Source organism: Cytobacillus oceanisediminis (assembly GCF_022811925.1).
GTDB classification, from domain to species: Bacteria; Bacillota; Bacilli; order Bacillales; family Cytobacillaceae; genus Cytobacillus; species Cytobacillus oceanisediminis_D.
Map to the genome: position 1 here is coordinate 1495472 of NZ_CP065511.1, position 14498 is coordinate 1509969.

A 14498-nucleotide genomic window follows, 5' to 3' on the forward strand; every position below is an offset into this window, starting at 1 on the left:
GTCATCGACGGGGCTTCGATATTATTCTTTTTCAGAACGGATTCTTCTTTCATTGTCTGCATCAAAGAAATGTGCTTTGTTCATATCGAAAGCCAGCTCAAGGTTTTGGCCAGGCTTAATATCTGTGCGGGAATCCACGCGTGCAACAAAATCCTGGCCTTCGACGCTTGAGTAAATCATTGTTTCAGCACCTGTCAGTTCGGAAACGTCAATGCGGGCATTAATTTTTGAACCGGCAGAAGCATCAATAAATACTGGCTCATCGTGAATGTCTTCTGGGCGAATGCCAAGGACGATGTCTTTGCCTGTATACCCTTGTTCACGAAGAACTTTCATTTTACCCTCTGGGACAGCAATCTGAGTTTTGCCAATGACAAATTTGCCGTCTTCAAGCTTTCCGTTAAAGAAGTTCATGGCTGGTGAACCAATAAATCCGCCTACAAATACGTTTTCAGGCTTCTCATAAACTTCTTTCGGTGCGCCTACCTGCTGAATCACTCCATCTTTCATAACAACCAGGCGGGTAGCCATTGTCATGGCCTCTGTCTGATCATGGGTTACATAGATGGTTGTAGTTTGAAGGCGCTGATGAAGTTTGGCAATTTCTGCACGCATTTGAACACGAAGCTTTGCATCAAGGTTTGATAAAGGTTCGTCCATCAGGAATACCTTTGCATCACGGACAATCGCACGGCCCAAGGCTACACGCTGTCGCTGACCGCCTGACAATGCTTTCGGTTTGCGGTCAAGATAAGGCTCCAGACCAAGAATTTTAGCTGCTTCCTTTACACGGCGGTCGATTTCGTCTTTTGGAAATTTACGAAGCTTAAGGCCGAAAGCCATGTTATCGTACACAGACATATGCGGATAAAGTGCATAGTTCTGGAAAACCATTGCAATATCACGATCTTTTGGAGGGACATCGTTGACACGCTTTTCGTCGATATAGAAGTCGCCTTTTGAAATTTCCTCAAGGCCTGCAATCATACGGAGAGTTGTGGATTTACCGCAGCCGGAAGGACCGACAAATACGATAAATTCTTTATCCTTTATATGAAGGTTAAAATCTTCTACTGCTGTTACTTTATTGTCATAAATTTTATAAATATTATCGAGTTTTAATTCTGCCATCAGGGTAACCTCCCAGTATTCTTTATTAGTAACAGTTTAATGGATATGTGGGTTTTCCTATATGGCCAAACTGCACAAAAAATCTGAAAGCGTTTTTATGCAATGTGCTCAAATCATTTATGTTCAACCAGCAAACAAGCTAAATAAACAGTCAGCGCACTGTTGAAATCTTTTAATTGAATGCCGGTTTTCTCTGTGAACCTATCCAGTCTGTATTGCAGAGTATTGCGGTGGAGATACAATTTTTTTGCCGTTAATGAAACGTTGGAGCTGTTCTGTAAAAAAACCTTTATGGTGTGCAGGAGTTCTGGGTCTTCTTCCAGTAAAGTAAGGCGTGAAAGCAGGCTCATTTTTAAATTCTCATCCAGACTCCCGGTGACAAGGGAGGGAAATAGCGTTTCAAATTTCAGCACCCTTTCGGCTGGAAGCAAGGAGGAGGCTTGCTCAAAAAAACGCTGTTCTTCTTTAAAATAATTGCGCAAATGTGCCTCCAGCCTATTCGGAATGCCAATGTAAAAGGATGTTTTTACAAAAAAATCACTTTCAAAAGCGTTGGAAATAGCAAGGAATTCTTCTTCGGCAAGAGGGTCGTTAGCTTCCTCAACAATGACTCCTCTAGCTGGCCCGTTCCATAAGATCATAATGTCCTTTTCAAAAAAGCCTTTAAAAGCAGCTTCCATATCCTCGCGGATCCATTCGCCCTCAGACATCTTAAATTGAACAAGCCTGTACGGAACATCTTTTGCTAATGATGGAAATTCCCCATTTGAAAATAGGTATTGAAACCAGGCTTGCGCAGCGGGGGCATGGTGAATGGAGCAGTCATGGAATTCAAATAAAGTTTTTAAGACCATCAGACTGTCTGCAGATACCTCTTGAGATGGGATGCCAAGCCATTGGCCCGAATCCTCATGATGAAGCCAGTACATATCAGAATAACAGCTAAAATCAGGTCTTTCATTTTCAAGCAGAGAGCCCGGATATTGGTCATGTAATTTTTTTAACATATCATTACCCTTTAGTTTGATAAATTTTTGTGTTTCTTATATTATAGCAGTTATAATTTAATTGAAAAAATTAACTTAATCTGTGAATGTTTCTATAAAGGTGAAATGAAAGTATAAGGGGTGAGACTCATGGAATATACACCGGAAATGAAAAACCGCTTGAAGAGGCTGGAAGGCCAGGTGCGGGGTGTTATCCGAATGATGGAAGAAGAAAAACACTGCAAGGATGTTGTAACACAATTATCTGCTGTCCGTTCTGCAGTTGACCGTGCAATGGGATATATTGTAGCTAAAAATCTGGAGACATGTATTCGGGAAGCTAATGACGAAGGCAAAAATGCGGAGAATGCAATCCAGGAAGCAGTGAATATGATTGTGAAAAGCAGATGATCAGAAAAGCGGAAGGCGCCTGGAGCTAGACAGTTATCTAATTCAGAATTAATACAATTTAATCTTTATTAAAAGGCACCTGAAATCAGGTGCCTCTTAGTTATTCTGCCTGATTTGGAGGTTCTTCCTCATGCAGTTCCCTAGCCTGTTCGATATTAACATCATCACCGCGTCCATGAACGGAGCCTCCGGAAAGACCTTCGTTTATGATTCTGTCTATATCCATATAAGCTTTGTCCCTGCCTTCATAGTTCATGTCCTCTGAAACCTGGCGTTTCTTATCCATGTTTGAATCGCTCCTTTATATGAAATATCCTGGCGGGGTTATTTTTCCAAAAGAGCTTTAGGGTCATGCATGAATCCTCTAATTTTTTTCTCATTCATACACATGAAATAACATTAATTCATGGATTTGGGATTTTAAGTCTTCCTCCTGGGCAGCAGGGTCTCCGGATGTCCATTCAATTTTACCGTCAGGATGATAGATGCCAGTCATTTTTTGCTTTTTAAAGTAAAAAGAAAATGTCCATCCCGGCAATTGTTTATTTTCATATAAAGGTTTGAATTGAAAGTGTGTCAGCATTAGGATTCCTCCAGATGTTGTAATATCCCGTTTAATGTTCCTGAAAAGGGGAATGGAATAGATGTAGAAACATTTTAACATTAAAAGGAGGCAAAGATGATGAAAAGAAACAATAAATTTATGATGTCAGCCATGGCACTTGGAGCAGCTTATTTAATGAGAAACCCTGAGGCACGCCAAAAGCTTAAAGACCAGTTTAAATCATTCTCCGGAAGTGCCTCTAAAAAAGATAAAGTGAAGACAGCGAAAAGCCCTGTAACGACTTATTAATCCTTTTGCGGTTTTGGACCTGGCACTTGTAAAAAATCGCATAAAAATAGCCGTGCACGCTATGGGTGTACGGCTATTTTTATTGATCTGCTAGAACCCCGCCAGCGAGAAAAATAAGCGGGTCAGTTCTTCAATTCTTTTTTCTTCTATCCAAACTTCATCAAAACTCATCGGTTTGGAATTTATTTCATAAATCACATAAGTGCCCTGGTCAGTTAATCCTGCATCAATAGAGTATTCTCCATAAAAACCTTTCTTCTTCTCAAGGAGCTTTCCTGCCTCCGCTGCTGCTGTATGAATAAACGCATCATGTTCTTTCGTACGGACACTTTCATATGGAATCATTACCCCGCCATTCGGTATATGTGTTGTAATATCCTGTTCCTTAGACTGCCTGATGCCAATCCCTGTAACAGAATATTTCCCTTCGCTGAAATGGGCTAGAATTCTAAAATCAAATCTCTTGCCTTCCTTTCTGGCAGGGCTGATCGCTTTCTGTGCCAAATAAGGTTTATTCGTCAGGAGAATATCCCATTGGTTCCAGAAATTATCATAATCAGCGTAACTGAAAGAATCGTGCAGACCGTTCAATCGTATTCCCTTTCCCAGCTGGCTTAAATGGTATATCCCCTTGCCTTTGGAGCCGTTTGCTGGCTTTAAGTAGACATTATTATATTTGCGGATAAAATCCTTAAGCTCTTTTGGACCGGAGACAAGAATGGTTTCAGGAATATACTCCTGCAAGGGCGGATAGTCCATTAATAGCTGGAAAACTTCGAATTTGTCCAGAAATCCCGGGTTGAAAAATGGAATATTATGCTCCTTAAAAAAACGGCTCGCTTTATGAAAGGCTTCTTTTTTTTCAAGTTTCCGGAAAGGCACCCTGTTGTAGACAAGATGCGGAAGAGGGCATCTTGCCTCAATCCATTTATCCTGCTGGGGAAAATAAATATAGCCGTTCACGGAATTCTCCTTCAGGTCTTCTGCCGTAAATACAAAGGAAACGCCATTTTGCTGAAGTATGTTTTTCTGCAGTGCCTTAAATAAGGGGCCATTGCCGGCGATAGACTGGTCCTTTCCTTTTCCGGTCAGAATGCCTATCACCGGTCCTGCATTATCGTTTTGCATTGTCAATGAAAAGGAAATCGAATTTAGTTCCGCCTGCGGGCTTATGGTGCTTAAAGGATGCGGATCCCTTCCCAGGGTACAGCTGGTGCTGCTGAACCATTTCCTGCTGGCCCAGTCATAATAAATCTTCATCTGAATATTTCCTGAGGTTTCATAATGGATGCTTCGGCAAGGAAGACGGCAAATGAAAGCGAAAGCTTGCGGGTAAGAAAATCGAACTCACGGAGCTGAGGGTGTTTAAATATAGATCTGCCAGGCTTGGAGTTTGCTTCGAAAAGCCATACATGGCCATTTCGGTCCAATCCAAAGTCAAAGCCGATTTCACCGATAATTCCTTCCATGTTTCGTTCTAGAGCCTTGCTGATTTTTAGTGCCGCCTCACTCAACTTTTCCACTGCTGCTGCTTTTTCAGCCTCCGATTCAAACACTTCTTCCAGGGTTTTGATTTCACCGCCGCTTTTAACATGGGTTGTAACACTGCCAGGTCCCGCCATTTTTGCGGCTGCAGCTGTTACTTTCCATTCCCCATTCTCATCTTTATTCGTATGAATCCTGAAATCAATCGTCCTCTGTTCATGACGGAGCAAATGGATTCCCTGCTGAACAAGCATCCGGCTTAAACTCCGTCCTGCAAAAACATTCCCCATCAAATTTTCCAGGCTGTTAAACTTTCTCAGCCGGTTGTCATCCCGCACTCTATATCGGCAATAATAATGACCATCCTTTTTATCATAAATAATTTGATGAATACCAAGCCCCAGGCTTCCATTAATCGGTTTTAGGAAAACATGGCCATAATCAGCCAGCATTCTTTCAATTACAGAAAATGAAGAAAAAGGGTGGGTTTCCGGCAAGTAGTGACTAATATCATCATCGTTCTGCAGTCTTTCATAAACATCCAATTTATTAAAGAAACCAGGATTATACCAAGGAATTAAATAGTCTTTCTGCAGACGGTCACGAACTTCTTTAAGTTCGATCCTTCTTTCACTTTTTCGATTGGGAAGCCGATCATATACGACATTCGGAAAAGGCACTTCAAAGGTTTCCCATCCTTCCTCATGATAAAAAAGCCCCCTGATTGTTCCTTGTTCCCAGTTGATATGCTGGTCACCGAACAAATACGGAATTGCTCCAACCGTTTTTTTGACTGAAAGCAGTTTGGCAAAAAACAAGGTCCGATCCCCGACTGGCCTCAAAGGAAAGGAGGTGAATCCTGATGTGAAGATTCCTACGAGCGGGCCGAGGTACAGTGTCCCCTTATTGGCAAATGCATGCAGAGGAATCTTAAGGTCAGGGAAATGCAGTGCATCTGCCACACATTTACTTATAATGATGGAGTTTTTCTTTGTTTTCTGAAGTAAGAAAGCGGCATCTGCAGAATGTGTGCCAAAGGCCAGTTTCGTCAAATGAGTATGAAGGTTAAGCTCATTCGGAATATAAACTGTTTTGGAGGCTGAATCGGAAATTTCAATTTGATATTGTTTTCTCATGATTCATTCTCCTTTCCAATTCCTTTTTGGCTGCCAGGAATTTGGCATAGTGAAGGGGAGCAGTATATAATTCTTCCTTCTTTTCAGGCTGGCTGTTTAGGATGGTTTTTCTGCCAGGTTTTGAGTTGATGTCCAAAATCCAAATGGAGCCGTTGTTTTCCACTCCTATATCGATTCCCATTTCAAATAGCGGAGGAAGCTTTCGTTCAAGCGCAGCGGGAAGTGTATCGATAATGTCATTAAGCTCATCGCAAAGAAAACTCCTCAATGAAGATGGGTATTCAGTAATCCAGTCCTCAAAAGAAATGTTGCTGCCGCCAGTGCTTAAATTGGAGACGATACTGCCATTTCTGCCCGTCCGAATGCCCCGGCCAAGCTCCTTCCAGGTGCCATTCCTGTCCTTTTGAAGCAAAATTCTTATATCAAAGGGCTGTTCTTCCTTGTTCGATAGATTCACATATGGCTGGAAGAGGTACTGCCGTTTCGTGGTCAAGTTATTAAGCCAGCCCGCTGCCTTTTCAGCGCTTTCAAAGCTGCGGGTAACCTGAGCATTCTTTTTATCTGTTTTAACAAGAATGTTTTTGCCTGTTTTCTCAATATAATAGATTCCGTGCCCCTGTGAGCCGCTTGCGGGTTTTAAGATGAGGGGATGATCAGGCAGGAGGCTGCCTATGAACCTGTCAGCGCCAGTAAAGGGTGTTGTTTTTAGCAAATAGGGTGAAATGTTTGTGCAGGACAGGATTTCATATAATTCGAGCTTATTAGGCAAGCCATAGCCAAGGAATTGGATGTCACTTCTTGCCTTGAGCCAATTCACGATGGACATGCATTGTTTTGAGTGGGAATCATTTCCGTAAAAACAGCGGTCATAAAGGATTTCAGGCACTGTAAATTCTGCTGGCTCCCATCCGCCTGAAGCAGGGTTATAGAAATCACCTGTAATTCTTTCTGTAATAGGATTGATATCTGAAGGCACAAACCGGCAGCAGTTAATATTACATTCATTAGCTCTTTTGGCCAATTCCATAAAATATGACTGTTCACTCCGTTTATTCAATGTCATGATTCCGAATGAAAGCATGTTGTAATCCTCCTCTTTGGATGAATGATAATGCCGTTGCATATTCCATCAGTGCCTTGGCTGAGGGCCTGACTCTTTTTTCTTTGTCTTCGAAATTTTTGGAGGGCTTAGAATTCACTTCGATGATCCATAGTTTTCCATTTACATCTAAACCAATATCAATTCCGAGTTCTCCGACAAGCCCTTCGCATTTCTGGCTGATAATCGTTGCTGTTTCAACTGCAAGCTCCTTCAATAATGCCAGCTGCTGAACCGCTGTTTTCTGATCAGACAGCATCGAGAAAATTCTTAGAGGTTTCATGATTTCCCCGCCTCTTGCAATGTTTGAAACAAATTGCTGCTCAGCAGAAATCCTTGCAACTGCTGAAGTAGCTTTCCAGATATCCTGAAAATTTTTGTGGCAGAGCACACGGAAATCAAGCTGCCTGTTTTTATAGGTTTGCAGAGGGATGGCCTGCTGGGTCAGAAAAATTGTATTCTTTTGGTATTGCTGGTACCACTGTTCAAAGCGGGTATAATTTTTGAAAATGAGTGTATTCTCCCTGCCGTTTCCGGTCGATAGTTCTGTCATGATTTCTTCGCCGTTTAAACTCAGTCTGATAATATTCCGGCCCTGGCTGCCGTGTATGGGCTTTAGGAATATTAATCTGTGTCTGGCCAGCATATCCTTGATGGTTTGTTCATCTGCTATGGCTGTATCAGGGAGATAAGGCTGCATATGATCCTCAGAAAAAAGCAGGTTATGAACTTCCTTTTTTGATAAAAAACGGTCATTAAACACAGGGATATTATATTTTATTAGGCTGTTTTTAAATGATTGAAATGCGGAACTTGCTTCAAGCATTCGGGAGTGAATCCGGTTATAGATTACACTCGGCAAAGGAACCGGACGTTTTATCCACTTTCCATCCTGCAGGCAGTACCCTTGCAGACTGCCTTGAATGAAGTCCTTAAAGTGAAACACATAAAAAAATCCCCCCATATTTGAAACAACCTCATGCAATTCTTCGCAAAAAGAATGAATAGAGCGGAAGTAAGGCTCTTCGCCGCTATCATTGAAATCTGTCATCAGCCCTATAATCGGTCCGGCAGTAATAGTAAAGTCCTTTCTGGAGTAACTGGCAACGAAATGGAGATCGTCCATTGGCAAGCAGCATTCCTGAAAAAGCCGATCACTGAAAATAACCTCATCCTTCGTAATGTTTGCTCCTTCAATGGTTATTTGAATGGTGTGCTTGCCGATCTGCAGCAAATGTGGCATATGCAGATCAATATTCCAGTAATGGACGAGAGAATGGCTAATTTGAATGCGAAATTGATTTTCCTGAAACTTCTTTCCCGGAACAATCGTAATAGGCAATAAAGAAACTGACATGATCATTCCTCATTTGCTTATCTTTATTTGAGCCTATTCTGGGTAGCCGAATGCAGGGTGCAAAATGAATGCTGAATTTTACCTGCGGCAGAAAGTGCAAAACTCCCATTGATGAAGTTTTCACTGTATAATGAAAAAATAGGCAAAAGCTGATACCATATCGTATGTTCTGGGCAATAAAATGGTGCGTCTAGAGAGGCGCTTGTAACTTAAGGAAGGTAGAGATGTCTATGGATATTGCAATAACAATAATTTTGATGATGTTAATTGGGGCTCTCATTGGCGGGTTTACTAATTACCTGGCTATTAAAATGCTCTTTAAACCTTATAATGCCGTTTATATAGGCAAATGGAAGGTTCCATTTACCCCGGGGCTGATTCCTAAAAGAAGAGATGAAATGGCTGATCAGATGGGTAAGCTTGTTGTTAATCATCTTTTGACACCAGAAAGCATCAAGAAAAAGTTCATCAATGCTCAATTTCAGCGTGATATGACTGGGCTGGTTCAAAAAGAGCTTGAAACTATCCTGCTGTCGGAAAAATCAGCAGATGACATTCTTGCAGCGTTTGGAATCACGGATGGGCAAGCGAAAACAGAATACCGCATTAACTTATTAATTGAGCAGAAGTATGAAAAAATCATTAGTGAATATCGCAGCCGGCCCCTTAAAGAAGTTATTCCTCAGGCTCTTTTGGATAAAGTGGATGAAAAAATCCCGGCTATCAGTTCAATGATCCTTCAAAAGGGGACTGATTATTTTTCCAGCATTGAAGGCAAAATGAGGATACAAAGAATGGCAGATGATTTTGTTCGTGAGCGCAGCGGCGTGCTGAGCAACATGCTGCAGATGTTTATGGGGAACATCAATATTGCAGATAAAATTCAGCCGGAAATCATAAAGTTTTTAAATAATGAGGGAACGTCCGATCTGATTACAGCACTTTTACAAAGAGAGTGGGGTAAAGTTCTTGAACTGGACGCTGCAGTTATTGAAGAGCAGCTCGAAAAAGAACAGATTCTTTCAGTATTAAAGAATATTGCCCATAAAGTCATTAATCTGGAGAATTTATTTAAAACGCCTATTTCATCTTTTATGGTCCCTTATAGGCCTGTATTAATAGATGAACTGGCTCCTAAAAGTGTTCAAATGCTTTCTGATTGGCTTTCAGGAAAAACTGAAATGTTCATGGAAAGGCTTCGTCTTGCTGAAATTGTCCGTGAACAGGTCAGCAATTTTTCGGTGGAACGACTGGAAGAAATGGTCTTTTCCATAATTAAAAGCGAATTGAAAATGATTACTAATTTAGGGGTCCTGCTTGGGGGCATTATCGGGCTCATTCAGGGATTCATAGCCATATTGATTAATTAAGGGTATCGCCTCGCGTTTACTGACATAGTTTGTTATAGTGTAGTGGATGTTCAAAATGAGGAAGATGAATTTTCCTTTTTGAACGAGAATCGGAAGGAGTGTTTTTATGGCAGTAAATTTATATGATTCAGCCTATGAATTAGAAAAAGCAGTGCGGGAAAGCGATGAATATAAGGCTTTAAAACAAGCATACGATGATGTGAATGCAGATCCGTCTGCCAAAGCAATGTTTGATAACTTCCGCAAAATCCAGATGGAACTTCAGCAAAAACAAATGATGGGCCAGGATATTACACAGGAAGAAGTAGAACAGGCACAAAAGACAGTCGCCCTTGTACAGCAGCACGCCCAAATCTCAAAGCTTATGGAAGCAGAACAGCGCATGAGCATGATGATTGCAGAAATGAACAAAATCATCATGAAGCCTCTTGAAGAGCTTTATGGTGCAGCTGAATAATTAGCATTGGAAAACTCCCGGAATTGATTTCGGGGGTTTTTTAATAAGAAAAAGCATTATCCATATTAATCTGAACGAGGTTTGGGTACCTTTAGGATAGATGTTGATTTACAGTAAGGGGGCAGCAAATTGAAAAAAGCCATTTTTCTTGACCGGGACGGCGTTTTGAACGAGGTTTTATCTGACAGGGTGAAATTCGTTAACAAGCCTGAGCAGTTATATTTACTTGAAGGGGCGGCAGAAGCTGTGGCAGAGCTGACCAAAGCAGGATATGAAATTTTTGTTGTGACAAATCAGGGCGGCGTGGGACTCGGTTTTTTGAAAGAAAGAGAGCTAAGGAGAATTCATGAAAGGCTGCAGGAGCTTGTTAAAGAAAAAGGCGGACATATTAAAGAGGTGGCCTATTGTCCTCATAAACCGAAAGCTGGGTGTGAATGCCGCAAGCCAAATGCAGGCATGCTGGTGGATTTGGCGGAAAGGCACCATCTTGATCTGGCTAAGAGCATTATGGTAGGCGATCACGAGCGGGACATTGAGGCAGGCAAGAAGGCTGGCTGTAAAACTGTTTTTATCGGCTCTGATCCAACAAGTGCAGATATCCAGGCTTCATCACTTTTTGAGGCAGTGGAAGATATTTTGGAAATGCTTAAATAGGAGAGTAAAAAACCGCTTCCAGGATTGGCTGGAAGCGGCATTTTATTTTACTATGATTGCGTGGAAGGACTAGCGTGCTCCGCCAAGCTGCTGCTCAGCCATTTGCACCAGGCGCTTTGTGATTTCTCCGCCTACTGATCCATTTGCTCTTGAAGATGTTTCCGGGCCAAGGTTCACACCGAATTCTGTTGCGATTTCATACTTCATTTGATCAATTGCCTTGCTGACTCCTGATACTAAAAGCTGATTAGAATTGCTGTTTCTTGCCATGTAAATCATCTCCTTTGGTGTAGTTTTCTTGATTGTTACACTCATAGCTTTAGGAGAGAAAATAAGATTTATTCATAGGTGTATATGGTAATATAAGGTATTTTTTGACGGACTCTAATGTGGATTTGACTTGAAATCAGCTTTGCGCATATAAATTGGTCCTAAACGCACAGAAAAAATCTTATGCGCACATAAATTTCCTCCATCCGCACATAAATAAATGCCATCCGCACATAACTTTCTAAAGTTCGCCATTATAAAGCTGCAGAAATCCGAAAAGCCACGAAATATAGGCACTTGCCAGCACTGCTCCAATAAAAAAGGCGAAATATGCCCAATCCTTCCAGGAAACAGAGATTTTTTGATAGAAATCCCGGTTTCCATCTCCGGTAAACCCTTTTGATTCCATCGCCATTGCCGTCCTCTCGGCTTTACGGATCGCTCCGGCAAGAAGAGGAACTGAATACCTCTTAAGTTCTGCCATTTTTTCAGAAAGTGTCCGGGCTTTGGGTACTCCCCTAATCCGGTGGGCGCTTCTGATAATCTCAAATTCTTCTTTCATTAATGGCAGAAACCGATAGCCTGCCATGATTCCATATGCAAGCTTTGGAGAGAGCCGGCATTGCTGCATGAGACTGAGCAGGAATTCTGTCGGCTTTGTGGTTAAAATGAACAGAAGGGACAGCGAGGTAAAGCTTAAAACCCTCATTCCAAGAGATAGGGCACGCTGAAAGCCCTCCTCAGTCAATGTGAAGATCCCCCATGTCCATAGGATGGTTTCTCCTTCAATAGTCTTTGAAAAAATCAGAGCTGACCAAATATATATTATAGCCATGAAGATAAACGGCGAGAAAAGCAAAATCCATCTTTTGAATGAAACCTTACCAAAAATAAAGGTGGCTCCTGCAGTCACCACTAAGGTCAGAAAAGGAGTAACCGGGTCAAAGAAAACTGACAAAATCAATACACAGACAACCACAGTCAGAGCCTTTATGCTTGGGTTAAATTCATGTAAGAGCAAACTTGTTCCTCCCTTCCACGGCACCCAGTTCGTTCCTGAGTTTTTCAGTGTAAGGGACTTTTAGAGAAGCAATCTTCATAATCTCATGTTTCTTCCATAATGAATCAGGCAATCCCTCGTAAATCTTCTCTCCTTCTGAAAGGACAATCACTTTATCGGCATAGGAATGCAGGATTTCCATGTCATGAGTGATCATCACCACGGAGCTTCTGTTATGGATCTTAGTTTCCAAAAGCGCCATAAGCTCCGCAGAGGTCCTGGCATCCTGTCCAAATGTTGGTTCATCAAGGAGCAGCAAATCCTGTTCATTCACAAGCATTGATGCAACACTAAGCCGCCGCTTTTGTCCCTGACTTAAGGAAAAAGGATGCATGTCAGCGTGCTGAAGCAAGTTCACTTGATCCAAAACAGCATGAACCATTTTTTGTATTTCGGCATCTGGTATTCGCTGAATTTTTAAACTGAAGGCAATTTCACCATATACAGAATCTGCAATAAATTGGTGTTCGGGATTCTGAAAAACGTATCCTAATTTTAGTCTTAACTCTTGCTCCTTCCACTGGGAAAGGGAGCGATCATTAAAAAGAATATTGCCTTTGGATGGAGCAGATAATCCTGCCAGCAGTCTGGAAAGCGTTGTTTTTCCTGATCCATTTGAACCAGCTATTGCCACAAATTCACCTTTTTTAACAGAAAAACTAATATTTCTAAGCAAATCCTTCCCATCTTTATGAAAAGAGAGATTCTCTGCCGATAGGATGATCTGCTCTTCAAAGCCTTGATGTATAGTTTTCCTGTTATCTAATATCTGAAGTGCAGCAGAGGGATCTACAAATCCAGCAATTAATTCCCGATCAGTTAACGGAAGCTTTTGCCCACTGTAAATCCCTGCCTTTTTTCCTAATAGGCCTGCTCTTACTGCGCTTGGCAGCCATATACCCTCAAGCAGAAGTTCTTCTGCATACTTATTAAAGCAGTCTGCCGTGCTTCCATTAAATATAATTTCGCCATCCCGGTTTAGCACCACGCAGCGGTCGGTCAAATCAACCCAATCATCCAGCTTGTGCTCAATTATTAGAAGGGAAAAGGATTGCTCCTCTTTAAGCTGTTTGATGATGCGGGTAAGTTCATAGCCTGAAGCCGGGTCAAGATTTGCTGTCGGTTCATCCAAAATAAGGATATCCGGTTTTAATGACAATACACATGCAAGGGCAAGTTTTTGTTTTTGTCCCCCCGAAAGGGTGTGGATTAAGGCGTTTTTAAATGGCAGAAGATGAACAAGTTCGAGTGCTTCATCAATCTTGCTCTCAATTTCTTCAGGAGGTGTTTTCATATTCTCAAGGCCGAATGCCAGCTCCTCTTCAACTGTTGTCATGCAAAACTGGCTTTCAGGATCCTGAAACACAATGCCGATGTGCTGATTAATTTCACCGTGCCGGAATTCCTCCAGCATCTTTCCCTTGAAAGAAATGGTGCCATCCAGTTCGCCATCAACGGCTTCCGGATACAATTTATTTAAGCAGAAAGCAAGCGTGCTTTTTCCGCAGCCGCTGGGGCCCAATAATAGAACAGCTTCCCCAGGATAAAGGCAGAAATTCACATTCTTAAAAACAGGATTCTTCACATCTTCATGCCGGAAGGACAGCTGTTCTGTTATTAATAAAGGCTGGTTATGCTGTAATGCCATTTTTGGATTTTTCCCTTCTCAGCTCTTTTCCGATAGGAAAGCTGTTTAATGCCCCAGTTTTAGCAAGACTCTCACTCAGCCATTTCCCTAGCAATCCAGCAAGCAAAGCTCCGCTAATCAGTCTCACAAAAAACATGGCAGTTACATAACCCGGTGAGAGGGCAGCATAGCCGGAAATGAAATAGCCCCAAATAAAGCTTGTAACAGAAGAGCCCATGCCGGCAGCAATTAAAACCCATGTACGGTAATTGTTCCATTTTGTGGCCGCAAAAACAGCTTCTGCTCCAATCCCCTGAATCATACCTGAAAGAATCAGGCGAGGGCCTACTGCATTGCCAATCATGACTTCAATGGCTGCAGCGATGGTTTCCGATAAAAAGGCTGCACCGGGTTTTCTGATTATATACGCTGCGATGATCGAAACAATAAACCAAATGCCAAAAATCAGATCATAGCCAATTAAGCCGAACATCCCATATAGCACGTTGCCAAATTGCATGAACACCAGGTACACAACTGCAAACACAACTGCGAGAACAGACAGGACAATGACCTCACGAAGCTTCCATTTTTCGAGCATA

At 41.8% G+C, this 14498-nt stretch carries 17 protein-coding genes; 5 read left to right on the forward strand and 12 right to left on the reverse strand.

Annotated elements, in window-relative coordinates:
• Window positions 1-21: 21 nt before the first annotated feature.
• Together IRB79_RS07795 and IRB79_RS07800 are read right to left on the reverse strand one after the other, a co-directional pair.
• Window positions 22-1131: an ABC transporter ATP-binding protein gene (locus IRB79_RS07795; protein ID WP_243507894.1), complete on the reverse strand. Its 1110-nt coding sequence runs from the start codon at window positions 1129-1131 to the stop codon at window positions 22-24.
• 113 nt (window positions 1132-1244) lie between these two features.
• On the reverse strand, window positions 1245-2138 hold the full coding sequence (locus tag IRB79_RS07800) for a PucR family transcriptional regulator (protein WP_243507896.1): 894 nt from the start codon (window positions 2136-2138) through the stop codon (window positions 1245-1247).
• A 129-nt stretch (window positions 2139-2267) separates the two neighbouring features.
• Between IRB79_RS07800 and IRB79_RS07805 the strand changes: the two genes are divergently transcribed.
• Window positions 2268-2528, forward strand: a complete 261-nt coding sequence (locus IRB79_RS07805; protein ID WP_221877286.1) for a metal-sensitive transcriptional regulator — start codon at window positions 2268-2270, stop codon at window positions 2526-2528.
• Window positions 2529-2628: 100 nt separating this feature from the next.
• On the opposite strand, the gene IRB79_RS07810 is transcribed toward IRB79_RS07805, so the two are convergent.
• Both IRB79_RS07810 and IRB79_RS07815 read right to left on the reverse strand, forming a co-directional pair.
• Entirely contained in the window at window positions 2629-2814 is a 186-nt protein-coding gene (locus tag IRB79_RS07810) for a hypothetical protein (RefSeq protein WP_243507897.1), read from the reverse strand.
• Between the two features lie 90 nt (window positions 2815-2904).
• The gene (locus IRB79_RS07815) at window positions 2905-3111 is read right to left on the reverse strand and encodes a YheE family protein (RefSeq protein WP_243507899.1); all 207 of its coding nucleotides are present in this window, start codon (window positions 3109-3111) and stop codon (window positions 2905-2907) included.
• Between the two features lie 96 nt (window positions 3112-3207).
• Here IRB79_RS07815 and IRB79_RS07820 point away from each other — a divergent pair, with 96 nt between their 5' ends.
• On the forward strand, window positions 3208-3381 hold the full coding sequence (locus IRB79_RS07820; RefSeq protein ID WP_221877289.1) for a hypothetical protein: 174 nt from the start codon (window positions 3208-3210) through the stop codon (window positions 3379-3381).
• A gap of 90 nt (window positions 3382-3471) precedes the next feature.
• On the opposite strand, the gene IRB79_RS07825 is transcribed toward IRB79_RS07820, so the two are convergent.
• The 4 genes from IRB79_RS07825 to IRB79_RS07840 are packed head-to-tail and all read right to left on the reverse strand — an operon-like array spanning window position 3472 to window position 8458.
• Complete coding sequence (locus IRB79_RS07825) at window positions 3472-4641, reverse strand: YheC/YheD family endospore coat-associated protein (RefSeq protein ID WP_243507901.1); 1170 nt, start codon at window positions 4639-4641, stop codon at window positions 3472-3474.
• Window positions 4638-6002: a YheC/YheD family endospore coat-associated protein gene (locus IRB79_RS07830; RefSeq protein WP_243507903.1), complete on the reverse strand. Its 1365-nt coding sequence runs from the start codon at window positions 6000-6002 to the stop codon at window positions 4638-4640. Before IRB79_RS07830 ends, IRB79_RS07825 begins: the two co-directional genes overlap by 4 nt.
• Window positions 5980-7083 (reverse strand): YheC/YheD family endospore coat-associated protein, encoded by a 1104-nt coding sequence (locus tag IRB79_RS07835; RefSeq protein ID WP_243507905.1) that lies wholly within the window; start codon window positions 7081-7083, stop codon window positions 5980-5982. The genes IRB79_RS07830 and IRB79_RS07835 overlap by 23 nt, the downstream gene beginning before the upstream one ends.
• Window positions 7052-8458 carry a YheC/YheD family endospore coat-associated protein gene (locus IRB79_RS07840; protein ID WP_243507907.1) on the reverse strand — a complete coding sequence of 469 codons (1407 nt, stop codon included), beginning with the start codon at window positions 8456-8458 and terminating at the stop codon, window positions 7052-7054. Before IRB79_RS07840 ends, IRB79_RS07835 begins: the two co-directional genes overlap by 32 nt.
• A 224-nt stretch (window positions 8459-8682) precedes the next feature.
• On the opposite strand from IRB79_RS07840, the gene IRB79_RS07845 reads away from it, so the two are divergent.
• From IRB79_RS07845 to IRB79_RS07855, 3 genes are all read left to right on the forward strand, one after another.
• Window positions 8683-9828 (forward strand): DUF445 domain-containing protein, encoded by a 1146-nt coding sequence (locus IRB79_RS07845; protein WP_243507909.1) that lies wholly within the window; start codon window positions 8683-8685, stop codon window positions 9826-9828.
• A 106-nt stretch (window positions 9829-9934) separates the two neighbouring features.
• The gene (locus IRB79_RS07850; protein WP_035326868.1) at window positions 9935-10285 is read left to right on the forward strand and encodes a YlbF/YmcA family competence regulator; all 351 of its coding nucleotides are present in this window, start codon (window positions 9935-9937) and stop codon (window positions 10283-10285) included.
• A 129-nt stretch (window positions 10286-10414) separates the two neighbouring features.
• The gene (locus IRB79_RS07855; RefSeq protein ID WP_243507911.1) at window positions 10415-10939 is read left to right on the forward strand and encodes a D-glycero-alpha-D-manno-heptose-1,7-bisphosphate 7-phosphatase; all 525 of its coding nucleotides are present in this window, start codon (window positions 10415-10417) and stop codon (window positions 10937-10939) included.
• Window positions 10940-11008: 69 nt separating this feature from the next.
• Here IRB79_RS07855 and IRB79_RS07860 read toward each other — a convergent pair whose 3' ends face one another.
• The 4 genes from IRB79_RS07860 to IRB79_RS07875 all read right to left on the reverse strand — a co-directional run bounded on the left by IRB79_RS07860 (window position 11009) and on the right by IRB79_RS07875 (window position 14497).
• Complete coding sequence (locus IRB79_RS07860; RefSeq protein ID WP_243507912.1) at window positions 11009-11209, reverse strand: alpha/beta-type small acid-soluble spore protein; 201 nt, start codon at window positions 11207-11209, stop codon at window positions 11009-11011.
• Window positions 11210-11450: 241 nt separating this feature from the next.
• Window positions 11451-12230: an energy-coupling factor transporter transmembrane component T family protein gene (locus tag IRB79_RS07865; protein ID WP_243507914.1), complete on the reverse strand. Its 780-nt coding sequence runs from the start codon at window positions 12228-12230 to the stop codon at window positions 11451-11453.
• A complete protein-coding gene (locus IRB79_RS07870; RefSeq protein ID WP_243507916.1) occupies window positions 12217-13917 on the reverse strand; it encodes an ABC transporter ATP-binding protein in 1701 nt (566 codons plus the stop codon). The genes IRB79_RS07865 and IRB79_RS07870 overlap by 14 nt, the downstream gene beginning before the upstream one ends.
• The gene (locus tag IRB79_RS07875; RefSeq protein ID WP_243507918.1) at window positions 13901-14497 is read right to left on the reverse strand and encodes an ECF transporter S component; all 597 of its coding nucleotides are present in this window, start codon (window positions 14495-14497) and stop codon (window positions 13901-13903) included. The genes IRB79_RS07870 and IRB79_RS07875 overlap by 17 nt, the downstream gene beginning before the upstream one ends.
• Window position 14498: the final 1 nt, after the last annotated feature.

What these genes read in the sequence shown, in the direction of transcription:
- IRB79_RS07795 (WP_243507894.1), bottom strand. Translation starts at nt 1,131, where the DNA reads ATGGCAGAATTAAAACTCGATAATATTTATAAAATTTATGACAATAAA.
- IRB79_RS07800 (WP_243507896.1), bottom strand. Translation starts at nt 2,138, where the DNA reads ATGTTAAAAAAATTACATGACCAATATCCGGGCTCTCTGCTTGAAAAT.
- IRB79_RS07805 (WP_221877286.1), top strand. Translation starts at nt 2,268, where the DNA reads ATGGAATATACACCGGAAATGAAAAACCGCTTGAAGAGGCTGGAAGGC.
- IRB79_RS07810 (WP_243507897.1), bottom strand. Translation starts at nt 2,814, where the DNA reads ATGGATAAGAAACGCCAGGTTTCAGAGGACATGAACTATGAAGGCAGG.
- IRB79_RS07815 (WP_243507899.1), bottom strand. Translation starts at nt 3,111, where the DNA reads ATGCTGACACACTTTCAATTCAAACCTTTATATGAAAATAAACAATTG.
- IRB79_RS07820 (WP_221877289.1), top strand. Translation starts at nt 3,208, where the DNA reads ATGATGAAAAGAAACAATAAATTTATGATGTCAGCCATGGCACTTGGA.
- IRB79_RS07825 (WP_243507901.1), bottom strand. Translation starts at nt 4,641, where the DNA reads ATGAAGATTTATTATGACTGGGCCAGCAGGAAATGGTTCAGCAGCACC.
- IRB79_RS07830 (WP_243507903.1), bottom strand. Translation starts at nt 6,002, where the DNA reads ATGAGAAAACAATATCAAATTGAAATTTCCGATTCAGCCTCCAAAACA.
- IRB79_RS07835 (WP_243507905.1), bottom strand. Translation starts at nt 7,083, where the DNA reads ATGCTTTCATTCGGAATCATGACATTGAATAAACGGAGTGAACAGTCA.
- IRB79_RS07840 (WP_243507907.1), bottom strand. Translation starts at nt 8,458, where the DNA reads ATGTCAGTTTCTTTATTGCCTATTACGATTGTTCCGGGAAAGAAGTTT.
- IRB79_RS07845 (WP_243507909.1), top strand. Translation starts at nt 8,683, where the DNA reads ATGTCTATGGATATTGCAATAACAATAATTTTGATGATGTTAATTGGG.
- IRB79_RS07850 (WP_035326868.1), top strand. Translation starts at nt 9,935, where the DNA reads ATGGCAGTAAATTTATATGATTCAGCCTATGAATTAGAAAAAGCAGTG.
- IRB79_RS07860 (WP_243507912.1), bottom strand. Translation starts at nt 11,209, where the DNA reads ATGGCAAGAAACAGCAATTCTAATCAGCTTTTAGTATCAGGAGTCAGC.
- IRB79_RS07870 (WP_243507916.1), bottom strand. Translation starts at nt 13,917, where the DNA reads ATGGCATTACAGCATAACCAGCCTTTATTAATAACAGAACAGCTGTCC.
- IRB79_RS07875 (WP_243507918.1), bottom strand. Translation starts at nt 14,497, where the DNA reads ATGCTCGAAAAATGGAAGCTTCGTGAGGTCATTGTCCTGTCTGTTCTC.